Origin of the sequence: Dactylosporangium sp. CA-092794, from assembly GCF_050948465.1 — a bacterium.
Classification (GTDB): Bacteria; Actinomycetota; Actinomycetes; order Mycobacteriales; family Micromonosporaceae; genus Dactylosporangium.
Map to the genome: position 1 here is coordinate 1,738,503 of NZ_CP192044.1, position 25,755 is coordinate 1,764,257.

At 72.3% G+C, this 25,755-nt stretch carries 22 protein-coding genes; 19 read left to right on the forward strand and 3 right to left on the reverse strand.

Annotated features, from left to right (window positions below):
• Positions 1 to 318 precede the first annotated feature (318 nt).
• The 7 genes from rpsB (at position 319) to ACQPXD_RS07700 (ending at position 6,829) form a co-directional block, all read left to right on the forward strand.
• Positions 319 to 1,146 (forward strand): 30S ribosomal protein S2, encoded by an 828-nt coding sequence (rpsB, locus tag ACQPXD_RS07670; protein WP_432836170.1) that lies wholly within the window; start codon positions 319 to 321, stop codon positions 1,144 to 1,146.
• A gap of 35 nt (positions 1,147 to 1,181) precedes the next feature.
• Positions 1,182 to 2,009, forward strand: a complete 828-nt coding sequence (tsf, locus tag ACQPXD_RS07675) for a translation elongation factor Ts (protein WP_432836172.1) — start codon at positions 1,182 to 1,184, stop codon at positions 2,007 to 2,009.
• Positions 2,010 to 2,096: 87 nt separating this feature from the next.
• Positions 2,097 to 2,888, forward strand: a complete 792-nt coding sequence (gene pyrH / locus ACQPXD_RS07680) for a UMP kinase (protein ID WP_432836174.1) — start codon at positions 2,097 to 2,099, stop codon at positions 2,886 to 2,888.
• The gene (gene frr, locus ACQPXD_RS07685) at positions 2,885 to 3,442 is read left to right on the forward strand and encodes a ribosome recycling factor (RefSeq protein WP_432836176.1); all 558 of its coding nucleotides are present in this window, start codon (positions 2,885 to 2,887) and stop codon (positions 3,440 to 3,442) included. Before pyrH ends, frr begins: the two co-directional genes overlap by 4 nt.
• Positions 3,442 to 4,404, forward strand: a complete 963-nt coding sequence (locus ACQPXD_RS07690) for a phosphatidate cytidylyltransferase (protein WP_432836178.1) — start codon at positions 3,442 to 3,444, stop codon at positions 4,402 to 4,404. The genes frr and ACQPXD_RS07690 overlap by 1 nt, the downstream gene beginning before the upstream one ends.
• Positions 4,405 to 4,478: 74 nt before the next feature.
• On the forward strand, positions 4,479 to 5,711 hold the full coding sequence (gene rlmN, locus ACQPXD_RS07695) for a 23S rRNA (adenine(2503)-C(2))-methyltransferase RlmN (protein ID WP_432836180.1): 1,233 nt from the start codon (positions 4,479 to 4,481) through the stop codon (positions 5,709 to 5,711).
• Complete coding sequence (locus ACQPXD_RS07700) at positions 5,708 to 6,829, forward strand: DivIVA domain-containing protein (protein WP_432836182.1); 1,122 nt, start codon at positions 5,708 to 5,710, stop codon at positions 6,827 to 6,829. Before rlmN ends, ACQPXD_RS07700 begins: the two co-directional genes overlap by 4 nt.
• Before the next feature lie 223 nt (positions 6,830 to 7,052).
• Here ACQPXD_RS07700 and ACQPXD_RS07705 read toward each other — a convergent pair whose 3' ends face one another.
• A complete protein-coding gene (locus ACQPXD_RS07705) occupies positions 7,053 to 7,271 on the reverse strand; it encodes a DUF2631 domain-containing protein (RefSeq protein WP_432836184.1) in 219 nt (72 codons plus the stop codon).
• A gap of 136 nt (positions 7,272 to 7,407) precedes the next feature.
• Between ACQPXD_RS07705 and ACQPXD_RS07710 the strand changes: the two genes are divergently transcribed.
• The 10 genes from ACQPXD_RS07710 (at position 7,408) to ACQPXD_RS07755 (ending at position 19,775) form a co-directional block, all read left to right on the forward strand.
• The gene (locus ACQPXD_RS07710) at positions 7,408 to 8,994 is read left to right on the forward strand and encodes a Rieske 2Fe-2S domain-containing protein (protein ID WP_432836186.1); all 1,587 of its coding nucleotides are present in this window, start codon (positions 7,408 to 7,410) and stop codon (positions 8,992 to 8,994) included.
• Positions 8,995 to 9,002: 8 nt separating this feature from the next.
• Positions 9,003 to 9,704, forward strand: a complete 702-nt coding sequence (locus ACQPXD_RS07715; protein WP_432836188.1) for a DUF2786 domain-containing protein — start codon at positions 9,003 to 9,005, stop codon at positions 9,702 to 9,704.
• Between the two features lie 227 nt (positions 9,705 to 9,931).
• On the forward strand, positions 9,932 to 11,161 hold the full coding sequence (aspS, locus tag ACQPXD_RS07720; RefSeq protein WP_432836190.1) for an aspartate--tRNA(Asn) ligase: 1,230 nt from the start codon (positions 9,932 to 9,934) through the stop codon (positions 11,159 to 11,161).
• Positions 11,162 to 12,251: 1,090 nt separating this feature from the next.
• Positions 12,252 to 13,445, forward strand: a complete 1,194-nt coding sequence (dxr, locus tag ACQPXD_RS07725) for a 1-deoxy-D-xylulose-5-phosphate reductoisomerase (RefSeq protein WP_432843701.1) — start codon at positions 12,252 to 12,254, stop codon at positions 13,443 to 13,445.
• Complete coding sequence (locus ACQPXD_RS07730; RefSeq protein ID WP_432836192.1) at positions 13,445 to 14,740, forward strand: M50 family metallopeptidase; 1,296 nt, start codon at positions 13,445 to 13,447, stop codon at positions 14,738 to 14,740. The genes dxr and ACQPXD_RS07730 overlap by 1 nt, the downstream gene beginning before the upstream one ends.
• 40 nt (positions 14,741 to 14,780) lie before the next feature.
• Positions 14,781 to 15,947, forward strand: a complete 1,167-nt coding sequence (gene ispG, locus ACQPXD_RS07735) for a flavodoxin-dependent (E)-4-hydroxy-3-methylbut-2-enyl-diphosphate synthase (RefSeq protein ID WP_432836194.1) — start codon at positions 14,781 to 14,783, stop codon at positions 15,945 to 15,947.
• A 106-nt stretch (positions 15,948 to 16,053) separates the two neighbouring features.
• The gene (locus tag ACQPXD_RS07740) at positions 16,054 to 16,893 is read left to right on the forward strand and encodes a GNAT family N-acetyltransferase (RefSeq protein ID WP_432836196.1); all 840 of its coding nucleotides are present in this window, start codon (positions 16,054 to 16,056) and stop codon (positions 16,891 to 16,893) included.
• Positions 16,894 to 16,965: 72 nt separating this feature from the next.
• Positions 16,966 to 17,532 carry a hypothetical protein gene (locus tag ACQPXD_RS07745; protein ID WP_432836198.1) on the forward strand — a complete coding sequence of 189 codons (567 nt, stop codon included), beginning with the start codon at positions 16,966 to 16,968 and terminating at the stop codon, positions 17,530 to 17,532.
• A gap of 56 nt (positions 17,533 to 17,588) precedes the next feature.
• Positions 17,589 to 18,818, forward strand: coding sequence for a serine hydrolase domain-containing protein (locus ACQPXD_RS07750; protein WP_432836199.1), 1,230 nt, complete (start codon positions 17,589 to 17,591; stop codon positions 18,816 to 18,818).
• Between the two features lie 30 nt (positions 18,819 to 18,848).
• A complete protein-coding gene (locus ACQPXD_RS07755; RefSeq protein WP_432836201.1) occupies positions 18,849 to 19,775 on the forward strand; it encodes a hypothetical protein in 927 nt (308 codons plus the stop codon).
• Between the two features lie 576 nt (positions 19,776 to 20,351).
• Here ACQPXD_RS07755 and ACQPXD_RS07760 read toward each other — a convergent pair.
• The gene (locus ACQPXD_RS07760) at positions 20,352 to 21,221 is read right to left on the reverse strand and encodes a LysR family transcriptional regulator (RefSeq protein WP_432836203.1); all 870 of its coding nucleotides are present in this window, start codon (positions 21,219 to 21,221) and stop codon (positions 20,352 to 20,354) included.
• An 85-nt stretch (positions 21,222 to 21,306) separates the two neighbouring features.
• Here ACQPXD_RS07760 and ACQPXD_RS07765 point away from each other — a divergent pair, with 85 nt between their 5' ends.
• Positions 21,307 to 21,642, forward strand: a complete 336-nt coding sequence (locus ACQPXD_RS07765; RefSeq protein ID WP_432843703.1) for a YybH family protein — start codon at positions 21,307 to 21,309, stop codon at positions 21,640 to 21,642.
• A gap of 495 nt (positions 21,643 to 22,137) precedes the next feature.
• Here the strand turns inward: ACQPXD_RS07765 and ACQPXD_RS07770 are convergent, their stop codons facing one another.
• Positions 22,138 to 24,579, reverse strand: coding sequence for a GcvT family protein (locus ACQPXD_RS07770; RefSeq protein WP_432836205.1), 2,442 nt, complete (start codon positions 24,577 to 24,579; stop codon positions 22,138 to 22,140).
• Between the two features lie 219 nt (positions 24,580 to 24,798).
• Between ACQPXD_RS07770 and ACQPXD_RS07775 the strand changes: the two genes are divergently transcribed.
• Positions 24,799 to 25,752, forward strand: coding sequence for a choline/ethanolamine kinase family protein (locus ACQPXD_RS07775; protein WP_432836207.1), 954 nt, complete (start codon positions 24,799 to 24,801; stop codon positions 25,750 to 25,752).
• Positions 25,753 to 25,755: the final 3 nt, after the last annotated feature.

Consider the following 25,755-nt stretch of genomic DNA (forward strand, 5'->3'; position numbering starts at 1 on the left):
CAGCTAAATTTCCCAAGCACGACGAAACCTGGACAAACGCCACGCGACCGGGCCGATTCCAGGGCGGCGCCGACCGGCGCGTACACTTTCCTCCGGCGACCGCACACCGTGTGGTCGACCTCGCGCGCCCTCCCTTAGCCCGCCGCACTTCTTCCCGCGCCGGGTGAGCGTTCAAGGGCGGCGGCCGCCCTGGTCCCGATAGACACGCCGGCAAGCAAACGCAGCGTGCGTGACGGGTGAGACGGCCGACGACCGGGCGCCAGGACGGCGGTCCGACCGGTCCGCCGTACAACCAGGATCGAAGGGATCCCGCACACCATGGCCGTAACCATGCGCCAGCTGCTCGAGAGCGGCGTGCACTTCGGGCACCAGACCCGCCGCTGGAACCCGAAGATGAAGCGCTTCATCTTCACCGAGCGCAATGGCATCTACATCATCGACCTGCGCCAGACGCTCGACTACATCGAGAAGGCGTACGACTACATCCGCACCACCGTGGCCGAGGGCGGCTCCGTGCTGTTCGTCGGCACGAAGAAGCAGGCTCAGGAGGCGATCGCCGAGCAGGCGACGCGGGTGGGCCAGCCGTATGTGAACCACCGCTGGCTGGGCGGCATGCTGACGAACTTCCAGACGGTGTACAAGCGGCTGCAGCGCATGAAGGAGCTGGAGAGCCTCGACCTGACGGGTACCGCACAGGGGTACACCAAGAAGGAGACCCTCCAGCTGTCCCGTGAGCAGACCAAGCTGAGCCGCACGCTCGGCGGCCTGCGCGACATGCAGAAGCTGCCCTCGGCGATCTGGGTGATCGACACCAAGAAGGAGCACATCGCGGTCGACGAGGCGCGCAAGCTGGGCATCCCGGTGATCGCCGTGCTCGACACGAACTGCGACCCCGACGAGGTCGACTTCCCGATTCCCGGCAACGACGACGCCATCCGCTCCGCGGCGCTGCTGACCCGGGTGGTCGCCGACGCCGTCGCCGACGGTCTCATCGCCCGGTCCGGGCGCGCGACCCGGGCCGACCAGAAGCCCGAGCCGGGCGTGGTGGCCGGCGACGAGCCGCTCGCCGAGTGGGAGCGCGAGCTGCTCGAGGGCGCCAAGTCCGGCGACGCGGCCCCCGCCGCCGCAGACAACACCCAGGCATAACCGCCCAGGCGTAACCCACAGAGCGAGAGAGAGTCATGTCCAACTTCACCGCCGCTGACGTCAAGCGGCTCCGCGAACTGACCGGCTCCGGCATGCTGGACTGCAAGAAGGCGCTCGAAGAGGCCGAGGGTGACTTCGACAAGGCGGTCGAGCTCCTGCGGATCAAGGGCGCCAAGGACGTTGGCAAGCGCGCTGGCCGGACCACCGCCAACGGCCTGGTCGCGCACTACGGCACGGGCCTGGTCGAGATCAACTGCGAGACCGACTTCGTGGCCAAGAACGAGGCGTTCGTCGAGCTTGGCCAGAAGCTGGCGCAGCAGGTCGACGTGATCAAGCCGGCCGACGTCGACGGCCTGCTCAACTCCAAGATCGGCGACGCCACGGTGGCCGACCTGATCCAGGCCGAGTCGGCCCGCATCGGCGAGAAGCTCGTGGTGAACCGGATCGCGGTGCTCGGCGAGCCGGTCGCGATCTACATGCACCGCAAGAGCCCCGACCTTCCGCCGCAGGTCGGCGTGGCGGTCGAGTTCACCGGCAAGACCGACGAGGCGGCGGTCGCCGACGCCCGCGGGGTGGCGATGCAGATCGCCGCCATGCGGCCGAAGTACCTGACCCGCGACGAGGTTCCCGCCGACGTCGTCGAGTCGGAGCGGCGCATCGCCGAGGAGACGGCCCGCGAGGAGGGCAAGCCCGCCGCGGCGCTGCCCAAGATCGTCGAGGGCCGGGTCAACGCCTTCTTCAAGGACTTCGTCCTCATCGAGCAGCCGTCGGTCGGCGACAACAAGAAGACCGTCAAGCAGGTGCTGGCGGAGGCCGGCATCGAAGTCACGCGGTTCGTGCGGTTCGAGGTCGGCCAGGCCTGATCGGCAGTACAACGGGAAATGAGGGGGTCACGGTCCACCGGGTTGGGGCGTGACCCCCTTTTCACAACGTCGCAGAAGGGTGCCCACATGACGAACACCGCCGTCGAAGCGGCCAGGCAGTCCCTGACCCCCGTCCCGATCGGGGCGCGGCGCGTCGTGCTGAAGCTCTCCGGTGAGGTGTTCGGGGGCGGCGCGGTGGGCGTCGACCCCACGGTGGTCCGCCTCATGGCCCGCCAGATCGCCGCGGTGGTCCGCCGCGGCGTCCAGGTCGCGGTCGTCGTCGGCGGCGGCAACTTCTTCCGCGGCGCGGAGCTGTCCCGGGCCGGCATGGACCGTTCGCGCGCCGACTACATGGGCATGCTCGGCACCGTGATGAACTGCCTGGCGCTGCAGGACTTCCTGGAGAAGGAGGGCATCGACACCCGGGTGCAGAGCGCGATCGCGATGGCCCAGGTCGCCGAGCCATACATCCCCCGCCGGGCGATCCGCCACCTGGAGAAGGGCCGTGTGGTCATCTTCGGCGCCGGCGCCGGCATGCCGTACTTCTCCACCGACACGGTCGCCGTGCAGCGCGCCCTGGAGATCCACGCGCACACGGTGCTCATGAGCAAGAACGGGGTCGACGGCGTGTACACCGCCGACCCGCGCACCGATCCGACCGCGCGCAAGCTCGACCATCTGACGTTCGCCGAGGCACTGCGGCAGGGGCTGCGGGTGGCGGACCAGACCGCGTTCAGCCTCTGCCAGGAGAACGCGCTGCCGATGCTGGTCTTCGGCGCGGAGGGGGAGGACAACGTCGCGCGGGCGTTGAGTGGTGAGAGGATCGGCACACTCATCACCGCCGAGCCCGTCCCGGATCGAGGAGGACAGACCACGTGATCGAAGAGACACTCTTCGAGGCCGAAGAGAAGATGGAGCGCGCGATCGAGCACGCCAAGGAGGAGTTCGCGGTCATCCGTACCGGCCGCGCCAGCCCGGCGATGTTCGGCAAGGTGATGGTCGACTACTACGGCACCCCGACCCCGCTGCCGCAGATGTCCTCGATCGCGATCCCCGAGCCGCGCATGGCGATCATCAAGCCGTACGACACGTCGCAGCTCGGTGCGATGGAAAAGGCGATCCGGGACTCCGACCTGGGTGTGAACCCGAACAACGAGGGCACCCAGATCAGGATCGTGCTGCCGCAGATGACCGAGGAGCGGCGCCGCGACATGATCAAGGTGGCCCGCAACAAGGCGGAGGACTCCCGCGTCGCGATCCGCAACGTGCGCCGCAAGGCCAAGGAGGAGCTGGACCGCATCGTCAAGGACGGCGAGGCCGGCGAGGACGAGGTCCGGCGCGCGGAGAAGGAGCTCGACGACCTGACGCACAAGTTCGTGGCGCAGGTGGACGAGCTGCTCAAGCACAAGGAAGCCGAGCTACTCGAGGTCTGATGGCCCATCTCGACCGGGCACACCGGGCCCCCGACCCGTCGTCGACGCGGGCGCGGCAGGATGACGATGCCGCGCCCGAGCCGATCGACGGCACAAACCCGGATGATTCGGTACCCCAGGTGCCGGAGCCCCAGCGCAAGAGCCGGGCGGGCCGCAACCTGCCGGCCGCCATCGGGGTGGGCGCGGGCCTGGGCGGCCTGGTCGTCGTCTCCCTGTTCGTGTGGAAGTGGCTCTTCCTCGGGCTCGTGATCGCGGCCGTGATGGTCGGCGTGTGGGAGATGGTCCGGGCGGTCAGCGTGCGGAAGGCCCAGCCGCCGCTGGTACCGCTGCTCATCGGCGCGCCGCTCATGGTCAGCCTGGCCTGGTTCGGCGGCGCCGAGCGGCTGCCGCTGGGGCTGCTCGCCACGCTGCTGCTGCTGTTCGTCTGGCGCTTCGCCGACGGCGTGGCCAACTACTCCCGTGACGTCACCGCCGGCGCGCTCATCGCCGTCTACGTGCCCTTCCTGGGATCGTTCGCCGCGCTGCTGGCCTATCCGGCGCAGGACGGCAGCGTCCGGGTCCTGGTGACCATCCTCGCCGTGGTGCTGTCGGACACCGGGGGGTACGCCACCGGTGTCTTCCTCGGCAAGCATCCGATGGCGCCGTCGGTCAGCCCGGCCAAGTCGTGGGAGGGCTTCGCCGGGTCGGTGTTCTGGACCGGCGCGGGCAGCGCGCTCGCCCTGCCGCTGCTGCTCGACGACGCGGTCTGGTGGCACGGCGCGATCTTCGGCGTGGCCGTGTCGATCGCCTCCGTCCTCGGCGACCTCGGCGAGTCGCTGATCAAGCGGGACCTCGGCGTCAAGGACATGAGCAACCTGCTGCCCGGGCACGGCGGGCTGATGGACCGCCTCGACTCGGTACTGCTGGCGCTGCCGACGGCGTATGCGGTGCTCGCCTTCCTGGTGCCGTGGAGCCCGAGCTAGGCACTCCGTCGCCCTTCCGCGCTGGTCAGCGGTCTTACAGATCATGCGGTCCGGCATGGGACACTGGAACCCTCATGACGCAGCTTCCCGTAATCAACCTGTCCAGCGCGCCCGGCACCACCGCTGACGGCCGCCGCGCCGCCCTGGACGCCCAGGCTGGCCCGCCGGGGCTCCGCAGAGGCGGCCCAGCCCAGGCGCCCCCGCGCCACCTGGCCGATCTCGACCTCGCCGGCCGGCGCGCCGCCGTCGCCGAGCTGGGGGAGCCCGCGTTCCGCGCCGGGCAGGTCTCCGCGCACTACTTCGCCCGCCTGGTCCGCGACGCCGAGGCCATGACCGACCTGCCGGCCCGCACCCGCGCCGCGATCACCAGCGCGCTGCTGCCGCGGCTGCTGGAGCCCGTGCGCGAGCTCGCCACCGACAACGGCACGACCCGCAAGACGCTGTGGCGCCTGCACGACGGCTCGCTGGTGGAGAGCGTCCTGATGGGGTATCCGGACCGGGTCACCGTCTGCGTGTCCAGCCAGGCCGGCTGCGGCATGGCGTGCCCGTTCTGCGCGACCGGCCAGGCCGGGCTGACCCGCAACCTGTCCACGGCGGAGATCGTCGACCAGGTCGTGTGGTTCGCCGGGCTCACCGCCCGCGGCGCGCTGCCGGGCTGCCCGGACCGGCTCTCCCGCGTGGTGTTCATGGGCATGGGCGAGCCGCTGGCCAACTACAACCGGGTGGTCGCGGCCGTGCGCCGGCTCACCGAGCCCGCCCCGGAGGGCCTCGGGCTGTCGCAGCGGCACATCACGGTGTCGACCGTGGGGCTCGTCCCCGCGATGCGGCGGTTGACGCAGGAGGGGCTGTCGGTGACGCTTGCGCTGTCGCTGCACGCACCCGATGATGATCTGCGCGACACGCTCGTACCGGTCAACCAACGCTGGAAGGTCGCCGAAGTGCTTGATGCCGCGTTCGAGTATGCGGCGCGCACGGGTCGGCGGGTGTCCATTGAATACGCAATGATCCGGGATGTGAACGACCATCCGTGGCGGGCGGATTTGCTCGGTCGGCTCTTGTCCGGCCGTCTCGCACATGTCAATCTCATCCCGCTCAATCCGACACCGGGCAGCAAGTGGGACGCGAGCCCCAAGCCGGTTGAGCAGGAGTTCGTCCGGCGACTCCGGGCCGCCGGTGTTCCCACTACGGTGCGTGACACGCGGGGTCGGGAGATTGACGGAGCCTGCGGGCAGCTTGCCGCCTCCGGAGGTGGCAAGGTGGGAGAAGACGGCTTGCTAGCACGGCGAGCGAACGAGGAGACACAGTGAGTCAGGGTCAGCGGTTCCGGCGCCGTGCGATGCGGCGGGGATACAAGGTCGACGAGGTCGACTCGTTCCTCGACCGGGTGGAGGCCACCCTCTCCGGAGACCCGACGGGTGCGCCGGTGAGCGCCCAGGAGGTCCACGACGTGGTCTTCCGGGTGCGCTTCGGTGGTTACGACGAGTGGCAGGTCGACCTGCACCTGGACCGCGTCGAGCGCCAGCTGGCCGAGCTGGAGGAGCGCGGCAGCGGCGCCGGGTTCGGTGGCCGGCCCCTGGACACGCGCAGCGGCGAGATGCGCATGCCGCCCGAGCGGATGCCGGACCGCATGGATCCGCAGCGTATGCCCGAGCGCATGGAGCCGCAGCGCATGCCCGACCGGGTCGGCATGACCCCGCCGCCCGACCGCATGGGCCCGCCGCAGATGGACCGCATGGGCCCGCCGCCGGACCGCATGGGGCCGCCCCCGATGGACCGGATGGCCCCCCCGCCGATGGACCGCATGGGGCCGCCGCCCGGCGCCCCGCTGCCGCCCCGGCCCGCCCCCGCGCCGGCCGGCCCGCCGCCCGGCGTCTACGGCCGCTACGACGAGCCGACCTACGGCGGCGCGTTCGACGACGAGCGCGGCCCGTATGACCAGGGCCCGCGTGTCCCGCGCGGCGACATGACCGCGGAGATCCGCATGGACCGGCCCGAGCCGGGCACCTACGGCGGCGGCCCCGACCGCGACCCGTATGGCGGCCCCCCGGACCGTGACCCGTATGGCGCCCCGCCCGACCGCGACCCGTATGGCGCACCGCCGGAGCGCGATCCCTACGGTGCCCCCGCCGACCCGTATGGCGCGCCCCCGGCCGCGCCGCCGATGGTGCACCAGTCGACCGAGGTCGCCCGCATCGACCAGTTGCGGCGCACGTTCCAGCTGCGCCGCTTCGGCAGCGGCTACGACCGCGCCCAGGTCGACCGGCTCTTCGAGGGCGTGATGGCCTCGCTGTCCGGCCGTGGCGGGCCGCTGACCGACGGCGACCTGGACCCGTCGCACTTCAATTTGGTGCCCGGGGGGTACTTCGAGGCCGAGGTCGACGCGGCGCTGAAGGAAGTTCGCGACATCGTGACCCGGCGTCGCTGACCGATCGATCTATTGCTGAGGGCGCCCCCGTGGGGGCGCCCTCAGTTCGTTATACGACACTTTCTTGACCATTACGCGGCGTGACTTTGCGACCGCCGGGCCGTGCCGGCGATTGCGGCAAGCCGCCCGGAACCGAAATAAGGTATAAATCGGATAAGTCCGGACACGAAGTGTCTGGACTTATCCGTCTCTTTGGGCGCAGTTCGCGATTCCGGGCGCCGGGTCAGCGCAGGCCGTTGCGGCGCAGGACCCAGTCGCCGACGAGGGCGAGCACGAGCAGGACGGCGCCGATGATGAGGAAGACGTCCTCGACCCGGCCGCGGTGGTTGCCGATCAACATCGACAGCAGGATCAGCGCCGAGACGGCCGCGCCGATGCGGGCCGCCCGCGGGTGACCCGGCTTGTGCTGGTCGGGAGAGGTCACGGGCTCGTGCTCGGACACGGCATGTCCTTTCGGGGCTGCGCGGCGGTCGAACGTGCTTTCCACAAGCAGTCTGGCATGCGGCACCGGCCGGGACGGGCGCGGGTCGGTCCGGTAGCGTCGGTGGGACGGGTACCACATGGAGGAGGACAAAGCGGTGCGTATCACCGGGACCGGCCACGCCAGCCTGCGCATCGACACGCCGGCCGGGAGTATCCTGTGCGACCCGTGGGTCAACCCCGCCTACTTCGCATCGTGGTTCCCGTTCCCCGACAACTCCCGGCTGGACTGGGAGGCGCTCGGCGACTGCGACTACCTCTACGTCTCCCACCTGCACCGCGACCACTTCGACGCCGAGCACCTCAAGCGGTTCGTGTCGAAGCGGGCGACCGTGCTGCTGCCCGCGTTCCCGACCAGCGAGATGCGCGACGAGCTGGAGGAGCTGGGCTTCACCCGGTTCCTGGAGACGGTCTCCAACGAGGTGCACGAGCTCGACGGCGGCCTGAAGATCATGATCCAGGCGCTGACGTCGCCGACGGACGGGCCGATCGGCGACTCGTCGCTGTGGGTCGAGTACGACGGCGTGCGGGTGCTCAACCAGAACGACGCCCGGCCGACCGACCTGACCACCTTCCACGCGCTGGGGCACGTGCACGCCCACCTGCTGCAGTTCTCCGGCGCCATCTGGTATCCGATGGTGTACGAGCTGCCCGAGGCCGCCAAGCGCGCCTTCGGCAAGCAGAAGCGCGACCGGCAGTTCGACCGCACCTTCCGGTACATCGCCGATCTCGGCGCCTCGCACGTGGTGCCCATCGCCGGCCCGCCCTGCTTCCTCGACGACGAGCTGTGGCAGTTCAACGACATCTTCGGCGACGAGGGCAACATCTTCCCCGACCAGTGGGTGTTCCAGCAGGAATACGCCAAGGCCGGCGGCACGAACTCGACGGTCCTGCTGCCCGGCTCCGTGATGACGCTCACGGCCGAGAGCGCGACCGCCGAGCACCCGGTCGACGTCGGGGAGTTCTTCGCGCACAAGCGCGAGCACCTGGAGGAGATGCGGGAGCGCAAGCGGCCGGTCATCGAGGCGGCCAAGGCGACCTGGCGGCACCCCGAGGTCGACGTGCTCAAGGAGATGCAGCGGCGCATCGAGCCGCTCCTGGACGAGTCGGTCTACCTCGCCAACGGCGTCGGCGGCCCGGTCCGTTTCGATCTCGTGGGGTACGACGGGGAATCCGTCGAGTCGATCGTCGTGGACTTCCCCGGCAAGCAGGTGCGCGCCTACGCCGACGAGAAGGTGCGGTACCGCTTCCGGACGCAACGGGCCCTCATCGAGCACCTCCTGTTCATCGAGGAGGTCGACTGGGTCAACTCGCTGTTCCTGTCCTGCCGGTTCTCCGCCGCGCGCATCGGCCAGTACAACGAGTTCGTCTACTCGTTCTTCAAGTGCCTGTCCGAGGAGCGGCTGCAGTACGCCGAGGGCTGGTTCGCCGAGCAGAAGCCCGACGCGGAGGACATCAAGCTCGGCGACTGGGTCGTGCAGCGGCGCTGCCCGCACCTCAAGGCCGACCTGACCCGCTTCGGGATCATCGACGGCAACACGCTCACCTGCCAGCTGCACGGCTGGAAGTTCGACCTGCCCAGCGGGCGCTGCCTGACCAGCGTCGGGCACGAGCTGCGCTCCCGCCCGGCCGGCACCCCCGCCGCCCCCGGCACCGAGCCCGCCGCGGCGGCGGCCGGCGAGTAGGCGCGCGGGTGCTCGACAAGGTCCGCAAGCTGCTGGCCAAGGCGGAGGACCCGGCCTGCACGCCGGAGGAGGCCGAGGCGCTGACCGCCAAGGCCGCGGCGATCATCGCCAAGTACGGCATCGACCAGGCGCTGCTCGACGCCCGGCAGGAGCGGCCGGCGGTGGTCGGCAACCGGCTCGTCGAGCTGTCCGCGCCGTACCTGCGGGAGAAGGCGTACCTGCTCCACGTCGTCGCGGCCGCGCTGCGGTGCCGCTCGATCCGGCTCGAGCGGCGCACCGCCGAGGGTCTGCGCGTGTCCGTGCACCTGTTCGGCGTCGAGTCCGACGTCGCCGGCGTCGAGCTGCTGTTCGCCTCGCTGCTGGTGCAGGCCGCGCGGGGCGTGCTGCGCGAGCCGGTGCCGCCCGGCGAGCAGCCGGCCGCGTGGCGGCGCTCGTGGCTGGTCGGGTTCGGCTCGGCGGTCGCGCAGCGCTTCGCCGCGGCCGCGCGCACCGACGAGCCCGCGCAGCCGGGCACCGCCCTCGTCCTCGCCGACCGCGAGCGCGCCGTCGACCTGGCCGTTGCCGAGCACTACCCGAACATCCGCACCGGCCGCCGCCGGCGGCTCAGCGGCGGCGGCTTCGAGGCCGGCAGCGCCGCCGGCCAGCGGGCCGACCTGGGCGGCGCCCGGGTGGACGGGGCCCGGCGGGCCGAGGTGACCTCGGGGCACTGACTCCGCTGCATCCGGCGGAATTGCGTCGCGTGATCGCGCCCGGCCCGGCACCCTGGTGGGTGCGGGGCGGCGAGTGACGACCGCCGTGGATGCCCCGCCGGTCCGGCCTCCCGTCATCGGGGCCGAGAGGCCGCGGCAGTCCCGCCGCGGCGAAGGTGTGGTGGCACCGCGACCGGCCCCATCGCCCACACCTCCGGGGAGCAGTCCTTCCAGGAGGTGGTTTTTCCATGTCGTACCGCGTGTTGTCGGCCGAGCTCGCCCGGCACCCGGCGGCCACGATCCGGCTCGCCGGCTGGGTGCACCGCCGGCGCGAGCTGGCCCGGGTCACGTTCCTGATCGTGCGCGACCGCGCGGGGCTCGCGCAGGTCGTCGTGCCCCCGGGCGTGCCGGTGCCGGCCGAGGAGTCCGTGGTCGAGGTCACCGGGCGGGTGGTGGCCAACGAGGTCGCGCCGGGCGGGTTCGAGGTGGCGTACCAGAAGATCGACGTCCTCTCGGAGGCCGAACCGCCGCCGGTCGAGCTCTTCCGGCCCACCGTGGAGGCGGGCCTGCCGGCGCTGCTCGACCACGCCGCCGTGACGCTGCGCCACCCGGCCCGCCGTTCGGTGTTCGCCGCGTCCGCGGCGGCCGTCGCCGCCTTCCGGGCCACCCTGGACGCCCTGGGCTTCACCGAGGTCTTCACCCCGAAGATCGTCGGCACCGCCACCGAGAGCGGCGCGAACGTGTTCGCCCTCGACTACTTCGGCCGCCCCGCGTACCTCGCCCAGTCCCCGCAGTTCTACAAGCAGACGATGGTCGGGGTCTTCGAGCGGGTCTACGAGGCCGGCCCGGTGTTCCGGGCCGAGCCGCACGACACGTCGCGGCACCTGGCCACGTACACCTCCCTCGACGCCGAACTGGGCTTCATCCGCGACCATCGCGACGTGATGGCCGTGCTCACCAGCGTGGTACGCGCGATGACCGAGGCGGCCGCCCTGGACGCGGTGCGCATCCCCGACGAGATCCCGGTCGTCCACTTCACCGAGGCCCTGCGGCTGGCCGGCGCCCCCGCCGACGAGCCCGACCTGGCCCCCGAACACGAGCGCGCCGTCGGCGCGTGGGCGCTGCGGGAACACGGCTCCGACCTCGTCTACGTCGAGGGCTACCCGATGGCCAAACGCCCCTTCTACACCCACCCCCAGCCGTCCGACCCGCGCTGGTCGAACTCCTTCGACCTGCTCTTCCGCGGCATGGAACTGGTCACCGGCGGCCAGCGCCTGCACCGCTACGCCGACTACCTGCGGGCACTCGGCCCGCAGGCCCAGCCCCTCGACGGCTACCTGGAGGCTTTCCGGCACGGCATGCCCCCGCACGGCGGCTTCGCCATCGGCCTGGAACGCTTCCTGGCCCGCCTCACCGGCGCCGCGAACGTCCGCGAGACGACCTTGTTCCCACGCGACCTCCACCGCCTAACCCCCTAGTAATTCGATTGCCGAAACATGTCCGATGATCTATAATTGAAACATGCGTACGAACGGGGACGGCATCTGGGATTCACCGCGCTGATGGATGGGATCGCGCCTGGCGCGAATCGCATCTGCCCAGCTCAGACCGCTGTTGCGCATGTCCGGCGGGGGTGGGCGAAGCTATGAGTGGACGCGGCCGGCGGGGATTTCCCCCGGCCGCGTTCCGGCTTGAGTCCACATAGGACCACCCGCTGGTGGCCCGCGCCTCCGCGCGCCCACGCCTGGATGGGCCTCCGCGCCTCCGCGCGCCCGCTTTTCCACGCCCGCGCGGCCCTGCTCCACGCCCCCCCGCGCCCGCGCGCCCGGCTCCGCCTCCGCGCCTCGGCGCGCGGCCGGGTGGGCCTCCGCGCCTCCGCGTCCGCGCGCCCCCCGCAGCTGCTCCTGCGCCCTGTAGCCGCGCTTGCACGCCCCACACCCGTGGCGCGTCCTCGGCCTTTTCGCCCGCGAATCTCTGCGCCTCCGCGCCCGGCCCGGTTCGCCGCGCCTGCGCCTCCGCGCCCGTGCCGCGCCTCCGCGCCCGTGCCGCGCCTCCGCGCCCGTGCCGCGCCTCCGCGCCTGTGCCGCGCCTCCGCGCCCGTGCCGCGCCTCCGCGCCCGCTGTCCGCTTCGGCGTTCTCGGCGTCCGCGCCCCCAGGAGGCGCGCCCCCGTGCTGATGCCTGTGGGCGGTCGCGTCTGGGGCAAGGGTGCGGGCGGCCGGGTGGGCGGAGTGGACGAAAAGTCTCCGTGATCATGCGGGTCGCCGGTCCGAGATGGCGGTTTGTCATGATCGTGGAGACATATGGTACCTATAGGTACATATTCGCTCCGCGATCATGGAAAAGCGTTGGTGTGCGTGGCGAGTTTGGCTGTTCGTGGAGAGTTAATGCCTGCGCGGACTCGGTGTGGTGGTGAGGAGTGCGGGCGGGGTTGCGTTGGGGGGGGTGATGGGGTGGCGCCGAGGGTGGGTGTGGGGTGGGGTTTTGCGGTGGCTGTGGCCCCCTGGCGAACGGCTGGGGCGCCTTCCGGCGGGGCCTGACACAATGAGGGAGTGACACCCCGCGAAATCGTGTTGCTCGGCTCCACCGGGTCGATCGGCACGCAGGCGATCGACATCGTTCGGCGCAATCCGGATCGGTTCCGGGTCGTGGCGGTCGGTGCGGGCGGCGGCAACGTCGGCCTGCTTGCCCGGCAGGCGCTGGAGCTCGGCGTCGAGGCGGTCGGCGTGGCTCGGGCCAGCGTCGCGCAGGACCTCCAGCTCGCCTTCTACGCCGAGGCACAGCGGCGGGGGTGGGCCAGCGGTGACTTCCGGCTGCCGAAGATCCTCGCCGGGCCGGACGCGATGACCGAGCTCGCGCAGTGGCCGTGTGACACGGTGCTCAACGGGGTGGTCGGGTCGCTCGGGCTGGCGCCCACGCTCGCGGCGCTGCGGGCCGGGCGGGTGCTGGCGCTGGCCAACAAGGAGTCCCTCGTCGCGGGGGGTCCGTTGGTGCGGGCGGCGGCCGCGCCGGGGCAGATCGTGCCGGTCGACTCCGAGCACTCGGCGCTCGCCCAGGGGCTGCGCGGCGGGAGTCGGGGTGAGGTGCGGCGGCTGGTGCTCACCGCGTCGGGGGGCGCGTTCCGCGGGCGGACCCGCGAGCAGTTGGTCGGGGTCACCCCGCAGGAGGCGCTCGCGCACCCGACGTGGGACATGGGGCCGGTCGTCACGATCAACAGTGCGACGCTGGTGAACAAGGGGCTGGAGGTGATCGAGACGCATGAGTTGTTCGGGATTTCGTACTCCGACATCGCCGTCATGATCCATCCCCAGTCGGTGATCCACTCGCTGGTCGAGTTCGCCGACGGGTCCACGCTCGCGCAGTGCAGCCCGCCCGACATGCGTCTGCCGATCGCGCTCGCGCTCGGGTGGCCGGATCGGGTGCCCGGGGCCGCCGCGGGGGTCGACTGGACCAAGGCGCACACCTGGGAGCTGTGGCCGCTCGACGACGAGGCGTTCCCGGCGGTCAGGCTGGCCAAGGCGGCGGGGGAGGCCGGGCGGTGCCGGCCGGCGATCTTCAACGCGGCCAACGAGGAGTGTGTGGCCGCGTTCACGGCCGGCGCGCTGCCATTCCTGGGCATCGTCGAGACGCTGGAGCGCACGCTCACCGAGGCACCGGATTTCGCCGAACCAGGTACCGTCGATGACGTGCTCGCCGCCGAGTCCTGGGCGCGGGCCCACGCCCGTGCGCTCATCGCGGCGGGCGCCGACCGGAGAGGGGCCTGATGACCTTCGCGCTGGGCATCGTCGTGTTCGCCGTGGGCATTCTGATCGCGGTCGCGCTGCACGAGGGTGGGCACTTCTGGTCCGCCCGCTGGTTCGGTATGAAGGCGACCCGGTTCTTCATCGGCTTCGGCCCGACGATCTTCGCGTTCAAGCGCAACGGCGTCGAGTACGGTCTCAAGGCGCTGCCGTTCGGCGCGTTCGTCAAGATCGTCGGGATGACTCCCAACGAGGAGGACATCGACCCCGAGACCGGCAAGTCCGGCTCGGAGGACCCGAAGGCCATGTGGCGGTACCCGGTGTGGAAACGCACCATCGTCATGGCCGCCGGTTCGATCACGCACTTCGCGCTGGCGCTGGTCACGCTGTGGGTGCTCTTCTCGTTCGTCGGGGTTCCCGACGCGCGGTACTACAACCAGGTGCCCGTGCGCGTCGGCGCGGTCAGCCAGTGCGTGAGCCCGACGTTCGTCTACGACCCGCAGACGAAGTCGCAGAAGGCGTGCGACCCGGCGAGCGACCCCAAGAGCCCGGCCGCCCAGCTCGGCCTGCAGCCCGGTGACGTCATCCTCAGCATCGACGGGCACGCCGTCGGCGGCAACCAGGCGCTGCGGGACGAGCTCAAGGACGACGTCGGCAAGACCGTGACAGTGCAGTACAAACGCGGAGAAGAAACCCGCAGCGGGACTGCCGAGATCCCGGAGGCCCAGCGGCTCAAGCTGGGCGTGCAGAAGACCGCCGACCAGGTCGGCGCCGGTGACCTGGAGCGGGGCGGCATGCTCGGGATCACCGTCGACATCCGCAGCACCGACCTGCCGACCCTGCGCTACGGGCCGGTCGACGGCGCCGGCCAGACCGCATCGGCCACGGCCACGCTCGTGGAGCGCACGTTCGCGTCGTTCAAGACCATCCCCGACAAGATCCCCAACCTGGTCCAGGCGATCACCGGCGGTGAGCGCGACCCGGAGACTCCGGTCAGCGTCGTCGGCGCCAGCCGCATCGGCGGCGAGCTGTTCGAGCTCGGCGACTGGGCGTCGCTGCTATTCCTGTTCGCCACCCTCAACCTGTTCTTCGGCATCTTCAACCTGTTCCCGCTGCTGCCCATGGACGGCGGGCACATCGCGATCGCCTGGTTCGAGCGGGTCCGGTCCTGGATCGCGGCCCGGATGGGCCGCCCCGACCCGGGCCGGGTCGACTACTACAAGCTGGCACCGATCACCCTGGGCGTGATCGGCGTCCTCGGCGTCTTCGTCCTGCTGACGGTGACCGCCGACGTCGTCAACCCGATCACCCTGAAATAGCCGCTGAAGTAGAACCTGCGAAGGTAGAGGGCGCAATCTCATGACCGCTGTCAGCCTCGGCCTGCCCGCCGTGCCGCCGCCACCGCTGGCGCCCCGGCGCAAGTCCCGTCAGATCATGGTCGGCCCGGTGCCCGTCGGCGGCGGCGCACCGGTCTCCGTCCAGTCGATGACGACGACCCTCACCGCGGACGTCAACGCCACCCTGCAGCAGATCGCGGAGCTCACCGCGTCCGGCTGCCAGATCGTGCGGGTCGCGGTGCCCAGCCAGGACGACGTCGAGGCCCTGCCCGCGATCGCGAAGAAGTCGCAGATCCCGGTCATCGCCGACATCCACTTCCAGCCGAAGTACGTCTTCGCCGCGATCGACGCCGGCTGCGCCGCGGTGCGGGTCAACCCGGGCAACATCCGGCAGTTCGACGACAAGGTCAAGGAGATCGCCCGGGCCGCCTCCGTCGCCGGCGTGCCGATCCGCATCGGCGTCAACGCGGGCTCCCTGGACAAGCGCCTGCTGGAGAAGTACGGCAAGGCGACCGCCGAGGCGCTGGTCGAGTCGGCGCTGTGGGAGTGCTCGCTGTTCGAGGAGCACGGCTTCCGCGACATCAAGATCTCGGTCAAGCACAACGATCCGGTCGTCATGATCCGGGCGTACCGGCAGCTGGCCGAGCAGTGCGAGTACCCCCTCCATCTCGGCGTCACCGAGGCCGGCCCGACCTTCCAGGGCACGATCAAGTCCTCGGTCGCCTTCGGCGCGCTGCTCGCCGAGGGTATCGGCGACACCATCCGGGTCTCGCTGTCCGCGCCGCCGGTCGAGGAGATCAAGGTCGGCACCGCGATCCTGGAGTCCCTGGGCCTGCGCGAGCGGGGCCTGGAGATCGTCTCCTGCCCGTCGTGCGGCCGCGCCCAGGTCGACGTGTACTCGCTCGCCGAGCAGGTCACGGCGGCCCTGGACGGCTTCCCGGCGCCGCTGCGGGTCGCGGTCATGGGCTGCGTCGTCAACGGGCCCGGCGAGGCGCGCGAGGCCGACCTCGGCGTCGCCTCCGGCAACGGCAAGGGCCAGATCTTCGTCAAGGGCCAGGTGATCAAGACCGTGCCCGAGTCGCAGATCGTCGAGACCCTGGTCGAGGAGGCCCTGCGGCTGGCCGAGGAGCAGGGCATGGAGCTGCCCGAGGAGCTGCGCGGGCTCGGGCCTTCGGTGACCGTGCACTGACCGGGGGTAATTTTTCGGGTGCTTCGCGGCACCCGGCGTTGACGCGCCCGCACCGGCGGGTGGGTATGTGCAGCCATCCACCCGCTGATCTGGCAGGCTGGTATTCATGCTGACGGTGGCAGCGCGCCTCCTCGGCGACGCCGAGCGCGGTTCGGTCGAGCGCCTCCTCGACCAGGACCCGTTCGGCGGCGCCCAGGTCGCCGAGCGCGTCTCGATGGCGGGGCTGGCCTGGTGGCGGCAGGACGCGCGGATCTTCGGCTACGGGTCCCGGCGCAACCTCGAGTCGCTGTGCTGGATCGGGGCCAACCTGATCCCCGTGCACGCCTCGGCCGCCGCCGTCGCCGCCTTCGCCGACATGGTCGCCGGCGAGCCGCGCGGCTGCTCGTCGATCGTCGGCTCCGCGGACGCGGTCCTCGGCCTCTGGTCGCACCTCGCGCCGAGCTGGGGCCCGTCCCGCGACGTGCGGCCCAACCAGCCGCTCATGGCGATCAGCAGCCCCTCGCCGGTCCCGGCCGACCCCAACGTCCGGCTCGTGCGCCCGGAGGAGATCGACCTGCTCTTCCCGGCCGCCGTCGCCATGTACACCGAAGAGGTCGGGGTCTCGCCCACCGCCGACGGCGGCGAGCGCTCCTACCGCGAGCGGATCGCCGAGCTGGTGCGGGCCCGCCGGGCGTACGCCCGCTTCCTCCACGGCCGGGTCGTGTTCAAGGCCGAGCTGGCCGTCGTCACCCGGCACACGGCCCAGATCCAGGGCGTCTGGACCGACCCCGAGCTGCGCGGCCGCGGCCTGGCCACCGCCGGCATCGCGGCCGTCGTCCGAGATGCGTTGCGCCGCGTCGCGCCATCGGTCAGCCTGTATGTCAACGACTACAACACGCCAGCCCGCCGCGTCTACGAGCACTGCGGATTCCAGCAGGTCGGCACATTTGCGACGGTTTTGTTCTAACTTGGGACAAATCGCCGTCGTGTGGCGCATGATCACGAGGAACCCCGCAGCGGTGAACGAGGGGATGCTCGCATGGGCCAGATGATCCGGCAGATCTCGCCGAACACGACCCGCTACTACTGGTACCCCGGCGACAAGAAGGAATGGCTGCGCGCCCTCCTCGCCGCTGTGACCGGCGGCGCGGTGTTCGGCCTGGCCTGCCTGCTCACGCGCAACAGCCTGCCCGCGGCGGTGCTCGGGCTGTCCGCCGCTTCCGGGGTGTACGGCTTCAATCTCGGCCGCCGCGACCTCACCGCCGTCGAGGCGCTCGACGCCCGCACCTCCCGCCGCGAGGCCGTCGGCGCCGCCGGCCGCTCGGCCTGGCGCGGCTTCGCCGAGGGCGCGGCCGCCGCGTGCGCCGCGCTGATCATCGTGCACCTGCCCGCCCGCGGCCTCGTCGCGGACTGGCTCCTGCCGCTGGTGCCGGCCGTCGTCCTCGGCGTCTCCCGGCAGGCGGCCATGCTCGCCGCCCGGCTCACCCACCGCTCGGACGCCGCGTCGGTGTTCGTCGGCCCGGACGCCACCCGCCGCGACCCTGAATCGGCCGGCTCCGGTTCGCGCGGGCTCGCGGAGGCGGCGCCGGACGCCGCCGGCGCCTGAACCGGCGCGCAGGTGCGTCCTTTCGGCGGCGATTGACCGCGCGGCAGGCTCACCGCATGACGAATGTGTCCGAGCTGCGCCACCGCGCGGGTGACGCACTCCTGATCGCCGGCGGCTTCCTCGGGAGCGGCCGCCAGCACAGCCGCCAGATGACCCGCCTGCTCCAGCCGTGGATCAACGCGTGGACCTTCTCGCACATGCGGCTGCTGCGGCCGGTCGAGCCGGTGCCCGCCGCGGACCAGCCCCGCCCGCTGCCGCGCGGGCACCGGCCGCTCGACGAGGTCCGCTACCGCTTCGACGGCGCCGACCTCGGGCTCGCCGACCTGCACCGGCGCACGGAGACGACCGCGTTCGTCGTCCTGCACGGCGGCGCCGTCGTCCACGAGGCGTATCCGGGCCGCTTCGCCGGACCCACCCGGCCGTCGCTGCTGTTCTCCCTCACCAAGTCGATGCTGTCGATGCTGGTGGGCATCGCGGTCGGCGAGGGCGCGATCGGCGACGTCCGCGACCCCGTGGTCAAGTACCGGCCGGACCTGCGCGGCACCGCCTACGACGGGCCGACGGTGCTCGACCTGCTGAACATGTCCAGCGGCGCGGGCGACCTCGAGGACTGGACCGACCCCGACGCCACGATCATCCGGTTCAAGGACGCGATCGACGGCGACGGCAGCCTCCGCGACGTCGTCACGTCCGTCGAGCGCAACACCACGCCCGGCACGGCGTTCAACTACTCCTCGATCGACGCCCAGGTGCTGGGCTGGGTGCTGGAGTCGGCGACGAACACGACGCTGCCGCAGTACGCGGCGCGCCGCCTCTGGAGCCGGCTCGGCGCGGAGCGGGACGGGTACTTCTGGCTGACCCGGAGCAGGCCGCGCACGGCGATCGGCGCGGGGTCGTTCAACGCCACGCCGCTGGACATCGCCCGCCTCGGCCTGCTGATGGCCCGCGGCGGCGCCGTCGACGGCGACCAGATCGTGCCGGGCGAGTGGGTCGAGCAGTGCCGCACGAGCACGCTGTCCCACCTGGCCGTCGGCGCGCTGGGGCCGAGCGGCTACCCGCACTACGGCTACTCCCGGCTGTGGTGGACCCTCGACGGACCGCGCAACCCGTTCACCGGCCTGGGCATCTACGGCCAGTACCTCTACGTCGACCCGGACGCCGACGTCGTCATCGTCAAGACGAGCGCCTGGCCGACCCCCGACGACGCCGACCGCGACCGTGAGACCATCACCGCGCTGCGCACCGTCGCCGACCGCCTCGCCGCCGACGCGATGATCGCGCACTGACCACGCCGACAACCGGAAGCCGCCGCAGAGATGACCGAATCCCGCACCGACAAGAGCATCGCGGCGAAACGGGACCTGCCGTCGCCGTACAACCAGGACCTCTCGAAGGTGCTGTGCAGCCTCGACCGCTCGACCGAGCAGGGCCTCATCGACGCCGCGAACAGCCGCGGCACGGCGTCGCTGCTCTACGCCGGCATGACCCTCATCCAGAACGAGCTCGGCCCGCAGGCCAGGCGCCGCGAGGCCGTGCCCGGCCAGCGGGACTCCGTCGAGCGGCGCGCCCTGGACTTCCTGTCGCAGCGCGCCGTCGTGGCCCAGACCGGCCGGAACACGGCGCCGTTCGACCGCGGGTGCACCGAGCGCGCGCTGCGCAGCCGGTGGAAGAACCAGTCCCACTACATCGCCGACCTGCTGCGGTTCGGGCTGTGGCAGGAGCAGTACGGCATCGACTACGAGCTGATGCGGATCGAACGCGAGAAGCTGCTCATGGACCACGGCCGCGACCTGGTGGAGGCGGTGCACCTGGCCGCGGTCTGGGAGCTGGACATGCTGGTCCGGATGCCGATCTTCCGGCTGCACCTGCTGGCCATCTCCACCGCGGAGGGGGACGAGGTCATCCGCACGGCGATCGGGGAGAACTACCGGGGCCTGCTCGCCGAGTGGAAGGGCACCTACGAGCGCTCCTTCACGGCGCGCGGCCTGCGGCCCCGGCCGGGCGCGTCGTTCGCCAAGCTGGCGGACATGCTGGCGGCCATGGCCGAGGGGATGGCCATGCGGGAGCTGGGCGACGCGTACTCGCCGGTGCAGACCTCGGAGCATTCGACCCTGCTGGGCGAGGGCGGGATCTGGCTGCTGCTCGGCTGCCTGCAGCGCGATGACGACCCCGACCGGCGCACGGCGGAGGAGCGGCTGCGCGCGATGATCGGTTCGCCGCGGAACTCCGTCGAATCCGATTGATCGCCTGACGGGGTATAAATCCGAAAAGTCGTGGCGCGGAGCGCCCGACTTTTCGGTAGGCCGGCGGCGGCCGGCACCGATACAGCCGTGATGCGCCGCGTGCGGTCCGTGGGTGTCCGGTACCGTCCGGCGCCGTCCTGCGTCGCGCGGGAGCCGGCACCGCTGGTCGTCATCCCTACCGGCGACCATGTGGTGCCCGGCCTGCGCACCCCAACGCCCTGGGGGGTCGGCGATCACGTCCCACCCGTCGGGCGCTGCACACCGCGCAGGGACCGGAAGTCTCCGTGATCATGCGCATCCGGGCGTCGACACCATCGGTTTTTCATGATCGTGGAGTGGTGATGTACCCCTGTGTACCGAAAGGTTCCGGGATCATGGCAAACCCGTGGTGCGGCCACCGCGGACAGCATGATCACGGAGACATACATCCGGCCCGGCCGCGCGGATCGCAGGTTGCGCCCCCGACGAGTGCGACATCCGCACCGGTGACAGGCGCCGCGCACGCGAGTGCGGCCGCGCGGCTCGGGGCGGTCTCGATGCGCAACGGGTGCGGGTGCGCGCGGTTGCAGGTGGGCTTCAGAGGTGGTGGCGGGCGTGGGTGAGCCAGGCGGACGCGGCCGGGCTGATCGGGCCGGCGAGGCGCCAGGCCAGGCCGAGGCGGCCGCGTAGCTCGGGGCGGGCGATGCGCAGCGGGTGCAGGTGCGCGCGGTTGCGGGCGATCGAGGCGGGCAGGATCGCGACGCCGAGGTGGTGGGCGGCCAGCTGCTCCAGCACCGCGAGGGAGCCGGCCTCGAACGCGACGCGCGGTGTGAAGCCCGCCTCCGCGCAGGCGGCGTCGAGGATCGCGCGGATGCCGCCCCCGCGCGGCAGGCAGATCAGCGGGCGGTCGCGCAGGGCGGTGAGCGGGATCGTGTCGCGGGTGGCGAGCTCGTGTCCCAGCCAGACCGCGGCGTCGATCGGCTCGTCGGTGACGACGTGGACGCCGAGGCCGTCGGGCGTCCGCGCGTAGGCGACGATCGCCGCGTCCAGGCGGCCCTCCCGCACGGCGTCGACGAGGCGCTCGGAGGCGTCCTCGACCAAGGTGATCTCCACGGCCGGGTGCTTGGCGTTGAAGGCGGCGAGGATGCCGGCCAGGTCGACGGCGTGCGACGTGACGGTGCCGATCGCGACACGGCCGCGGGTCAGGCCGGTGAGCTCGTCCATGACCTGACGGGCGGCGTCCACGGCGCCGAGGGCCGCGCGGGCGTACGGCAGCACTGCCCGGCCCGCCGCGGTCAGCGTGACGGCGCGGCCGGAGCGGTCCAGCAGCGGCTGGCCGAGCTCCCGCTCCAGCTTGCGCACCTGCGCGCTGACGCCCGGCTGCGCGATCCGCAACCGCGCGGCCGCGCGCGTGAAGCCGCCCTCCTCGGCGACCGCGACGAAGTACTCCAGCTGGTGCAGCTCCATAACCGCTGATTCTAGATCCGAGCATGAGCCGCTCTTGGACTTCTGGCCGCGCCCGCGCGAGGCTCGAGACATGACGAAGAAGGCGATGACCCCCGAGGAGATCTCCCCGCTGTTCGTCGAGCTGGCCAACGCCGGCGACGTGGAGGGCCTCGCCGGGCTGTACGAGCCCGACGCCGTGCTCGCCTACCCGCCGGGCAGCACGACCGTGGGGCGGGAGGCGCTCAAGGCGGTGTTCGAGCAGATGGTGCGGCACGTGCCGCGGTTCGAGGTCGAGGATGCGCTGCCGACGCTGCGCCACGGCGACCTGGCGCTGACCTCGACCGAGGCGAAGGACGGCACCGGCGGCCGGGTGCAGGTCGTGCGGCGCCAGCCCGACGGCAGCTGGCTGCGCGTCATCGACCGCCCCGAGCAGCGCTCCTAACCCCCGGCTGCGCGCGGACGCGCCGGCCGCGCGCGGACGCGGAAGAACGCGTCCCGGCTGCGCGCGGACGCGGAAGAACGCGTCCCGGCTGCGCGCGGACGCGGAAGAACGCGTCCCGGCTGCGCGCGGACGCGGAAGAACGCGTCCCGGCTGCGCGCGGACGCCGAGGGACGCGCCCCGGGCTGCGCGCGGGCGCGGGGGAGCAGCCCTGGCTACGCGCGGGCGCGGAGGGACCCAGCCGGACGCGCGGGCGCGGGCGCGGAGGGACCCAGCCGGACGCGCGGGCGCGGGCGCGGAGGGACCCAGCCGGACGCGCGGGCGCGGGCGCGGAGGGACCCAGCCGGACGCGCGGGCGCGGGCGCGGAGGGACCCGGCCCGGACGCGCGCGGGTGCGGGTGCGGAGGGACCCGCCCGGACGCGCGGGCGCGGGCGCGGAGGGACCCAGCCGGACGCGCGGGCGCGGACGCGCGCGGGTGCGGACGGAAGTGCGCCGGGCTACGCGCGGACGCGGAGGGACTTCGGGTCGTAGAGGGGCTCCTGGCGTACCACCGCCGGAACCCACCGATCGAAGACGCTCACGTCGACCGCAGTGCCCGTCGGGACGTCGGCGGGCAGGTAGGCGTAGGCGATCGAGGCACCCACGCGGTAGCCGAACCCGCCCGACGTGACCCGGCCGACCGGGCGGCCCGCCACCCGGACCGGCTCGCCGCCCAGGCAGACCGTGCCCGGGTCGTCCAGGACCAGGCAGCGCAGCAGGCGCGCGGGGGCGCCCGCGGCCAGCAGGGCGTCGCGGCCCAGGAAGGGCTTGTCCAGGCGTACGAACGGAGCCAGACCGGCGGCCAGGGGACTCACGTCCGTGGTGAGGTCGCTGCCCCACACCCGGTAGCCCTTCTCCAGGCGCATCGAGTCCATCGCGCGGTAGCCGGCCGGGCGCAGGCCCAGCGGGGCCCCGGCCTCCATGAGCAGGTCCCACAAGGTGAGCATGTACTCGGTCGGGGCGTACAGCTCCCAGCCCAGCTCGCCGACGAACGTGACGCGCTGGGCGAGGAGCGGTACCGGTCCGGCGTAGAGGCGGACGGCGCGCATGAACGGGAAGTCCGCATTGGACAGTGACGTGTCGGTGAGCGGCTGGAGGATGTCGCGCGCGCGGGGGCCCCACAGGCACAGGCAGCCGTGGGCGCCGGTGACGTCGTCGATGAGCACGTCGGCGCCGGCTCGCAGGGCGTGCTTGCGGATCCAGTCCGCGTCGCGCACGCCGCTGGCGGTGCTGGTCACGATGCGGAAGTGGGTCTCGGCGAGGCGGGTGACGGTGAGGTCGGCCTCGACGCCTCCGCGCGCGTTGAGCAGCTGGGTGTAGGTCATGGCGCCGGCCGGGCGGTCGACGTCGTTGGCGCACAGGTGCTGCAGCAGGCTCAGCGCGTCCGCGCCGCGCACGTCGAGCTTGGCGAAGGAGGACTGGTCGAACAGGCCCGCGGCGTCGGTGGTGGCCGCGACCTCGCCGGCGATGGCGGGCGACCAGTTGCGCCCGGCCCAGCCCTTCGGCCGCTGCGCCTGCGGCGTCAGGCCGGCGTTGGCGCCGAACCAGTTGACCCGCTCCCAGCCCGCCTTCTCGCCCAGCGCGGCGCCCAGCTCGCCGAGGCGGGGCCAGACCGCGGAGCGGCGCAGCGGGCGCGCGGTCGCCCACTCCTGGCCCGGGTACACGATGTCGTAGTAGCGCGAGTAGCCGTCCAGCGCGCGGGTGCCCGCCCACCGCCGGCCGCCCGCGTAGCCGCCGAAGCGGCGCACGTCCATCGTGGACACGTCGTACTCGGGCGTGCCCTCGGCGATCCACTCCGCCATCACCTTGCCGACGCCGCCCGCCGCGGCCAGGCCGTGGACGCAGAACCCGGCGGCGACCCAGAACCCCGCGACCGCGGTCTCGCCGAGCAGGAACTCGCCGTCGGGGGTAAACGCCTCCGGGCCGTGCACGACGCGGGCGATCGGCAGCTCGCGCAGCGCGGGGACGCGGTGCCGGGCGTTGTTCCACGACTCGGCGAACTTGGCCATGTCCGGCTCGAACAGGGTGCGCGGCGCGTCCAGCGGGGCGCCGGACTCCGGCCGCCACAGCGACGGGTCGCGCACATAGCCGCCGACGAGCAGGCCGGTCTCGTCGGCGCCGCGGAAGTAGACGATGCGGTCCGGGTCGCGCACCGTCGGGATGTCCATCGTGGACGTCTCCGCCAGGGGCGCGGTCACGACGTACTGGTGCTTGATCGGCACGATCGGCAGCTCGACGCCGGCGAGGCGGCCCACGGCGCCCGCGGCCGCGCCCGCCGCGTCGACGACCACGTCGGCGGCGATCGGGCCGGCGGCGGTGACCACGCCGCGCACCCGGCCGCCCTCGACGGTGACGCCGGTGACCCGGGTGCCGGTGACGATGCGCACCCCGAGGCGGGCGGCGCCGGCGGCGAGGGCGTCGGCGAGCGCGGCCGGCTCGAGCCAGCCGTCGCCCGGTAGCCAGCCGGACAGGCGCACGTCGGCGACGTTGAGCATGGGCAGCCGGTCGAGGGTCTCGGCCGGCCCGAGCAGCGCCATGTCCAGGCCGTACGTCGTGGCCGAGCTCGCCTGCCGGCGCAGCTCCTCGACCCGCTCGGGGGTCGTGGCCAGGCGCAGCCCGCCGACGCCGCGCCAGCCCGGGTCGAGGCCGGTGAGCTCGCGCAGCTCGGCGTAGAGGCCGGAGGAGTACATGATCATGCGGGTCTGGCTCACCGTCGAGCGCAGCTGGCCGACGAAGCCGGCCGAGTGCCAGGTGGTGCCCTCGGTGAGCTCGTGCTGCTCCAGCAGCACGACGTCAGTCCAGCCGAGCCGGGCCAGGTGGTAGGCGATGCTGCATCCGGCGACGCCGCCACCGATCACGACGGCGCGCGCCGTGCCCGGCAGGTCCGACTCGATCGACATCGCATGATTGTGGCCCCGGGGGTACACCCCGGAAAAGGTCTGAAGGCGTGCCAACTGTTTCCGGCTGGTAAACGCGGGGATCGCTCTTGACGTGCGGCTGACGGGGGCGTTAACTCTGGACCACCATGACGCCGGTCACTTCGAGCCCACCGGGTTAAAGGCCTGGGTTCGCCCGAATTCGGCTCATGGACCGGGTGGATCGGCGAAGGGTCCGGTGCCATGACTGCGGTGCCGTCGATCGCGGACCTGCTGGAGCGGGTCCCGTCCTGGCGCGGCCGCGCGGTCGAGTGGCAGCGCCTCGAGGGCGGTCTGTCGCACCACGTCTTCCGCGTCGACGTCGACGCCGTGCCGTATGTGCTGCGCGTGCTCGACCCGGCGGTGTCCACGGCCGGCCTCGGCGTCGCGCCCGCGCGGGAGATCGCCAACACCCGGCTGGCCGCGGGGACGGTCGGCGCGGGGGTGCACGCGGTGCTGCCCGACGTGCCGGCGATCGTGCTGGAGTTCCTGCCCGGGCGCACGCTCGGGGCGGCCGACGTGCGCCGGCCCGACATGGTGCCGGCGATCGCGCGGGCGTGCCGCCGGCTGCACGCCGGACCCGTCTTCGGCAACGACTTCGACATCTTCGCCAAGCGCGCGGAGCTGCTCGACGTGTGCCGCCGCCACGACCTGCCGCTGCCGGAGGGCTACCTCGACTCGTCATCCACAGTGGACGCGATCCGCGCGGCGCTGGCCGAACGCCCCCTGGCCGCCGTACCGTGCCACAACGACCTGCTGGCCGAGAACTTCATCGCCACGGCCGGCGGCGTGCGCATCATCGACTACCAGCTCTCCGGCAACAACGACCCGGCGTTCGAGCTCGGCGACATCGCCGCCGAGGCGGACTACGGCGCGGAGCTGACGGAGCGGCTGGCCGGCGCCTACTTCGGCGCCGAACTGACCCCGGCGCTGCTGGCCCGGGTCCGGCTGTTTCACATCGCGTCCAACGTCACGTGGGCGCTGTGGTTCACCGTCCACCAAGGACTCCTCGCCGCCGCCCGCGGCGAGGGCTTCGATTACGCCGCGGAGGCGGCCGACAAGTGGGGCCAGGCGCGACGGGCGTTGGACGACCCCGAGCTCGGCGGGCTCCTCGCAACGGTGACCGGAAGGAAATCCACCACCCCCAACCAGTACTGAGGA

What these genes read in the sequence shown, in the direction of transcription:
- ACQPXD_RS07690 (WP_432836178.1), top strand. Translation starts at nt 3,442, where the DNA reads ATGGCCCATCTCGACCGGGCACACCGGGCCCCCGACCCGTCGTCGACG.
- rlmN (WP_432836180.1), top strand. Translation starts at nt 4,479, where the DNA reads ATGACGCAGCTTCCCGTAATCAACCTGTCCAGCGCGCCCGGCACCACC.
- aspS (WP_432836190.1), top strand. Translation starts at nt 9,932, where the DNA reads ATGTCGTACCGCGTGTTGTCGGCCGAGCTCGCCCGGCACCCGGCGGCC.
- tsf (WP_432836172.1), top strand. Translation starts at nt 1,182, where the DNA reads ATGTCCAACTTCACCGCCGCTGACGTCAAGCGGCTCCGCGAACTGACC.
- ACQPXD_RS07765 (WP_432843703.1), top strand. Translation starts at nt 21,307, where the DNA reads ATGACCCCCGAGGAGATCTCCCCGCTGTTCGTCGAGCTGGCCAACGCC.
- ACQPXD_RS07770 (WP_432836205.1), bottom strand. Translation starts at nt 24,579, where the DNA reads ATGTCGATCGAGTCGGACCTGCCGGGCACGGCGCGCGCCGTCGTGATC.
- ACQPXD_RS07760 (WP_432836203.1), bottom strand. Translation starts at nt 21,221, where the DNA reads ATGGAGCTGCACCAGCTGGAGTACTTCGTCGCGGTCGCCGAGGAGGGC.
- ACQPXD_RS07755 (WP_432836201.1), top strand. Translation starts at nt 18,849, where the DNA reads ATGACCGAATCCCGCACCGACAAGAGCATCGCGGCGAAACGGGACCTG.
- ACQPXD_RS07740 (WP_432836196.1), top strand. Translation starts at nt 16,054, where the DNA reads ATGCTGACGGTGGCAGCGCGCCTCCTCGGCGACGCCGAGCGCGGTTCG.
- ACQPXD_RS07775 (WP_432836207.1), top strand. Translation starts at nt 24,799, where the DNA reads ATGACTGCGGTGCCGTCGATCGCGGACCTGCTGGAGCGGGTCCCGTCC.
- ispG (WP_432836194.1), top strand. Translation starts at nt 14,781, where the DNA reads ATGACCGCTGTCAGCCTCGGCCTGCCCGCCGTGCCGCCGCCACCGCTG.
- rpsB (WP_432836170.1), top strand. Translation starts at nt 319, where the DNA reads ATGGCCGTAACCATGCGCCAGCTGCTCGAGAGCGGCGTGCACTTCGGG.
- ACQPXD_RS07745 (WP_432836198.1), top strand. Translation starts at nt 16,966, where the DNA reads ATGGGCCAGATGATCCGGCAGATCTCGCCGAACACGACCCGCTACTAC.
- ACQPXD_RS07730 (WP_432836192.1), top strand. Translation starts at nt 13,445, where the DNA reads ATGACCTTCGCGCTGGGCATCGTCGTGTTCGCCGTGGGCATTCTGATC.
- ACQPXD_RS07750 (WP_432836199.1), top strand. Translation starts at nt 17,589, where the DNA reads ATGACGAATGTGTCCGAGCTGCGCCACCGCGCGGGTGACGCACTCCTG.
- pyrH (WP_432836174.1), top strand. Translation starts at nt 2,097, where the DNA reads ATGACGAACACCGCCGTCGAAGCGGCCAGGCAGTCCCTGACCCCCGTC.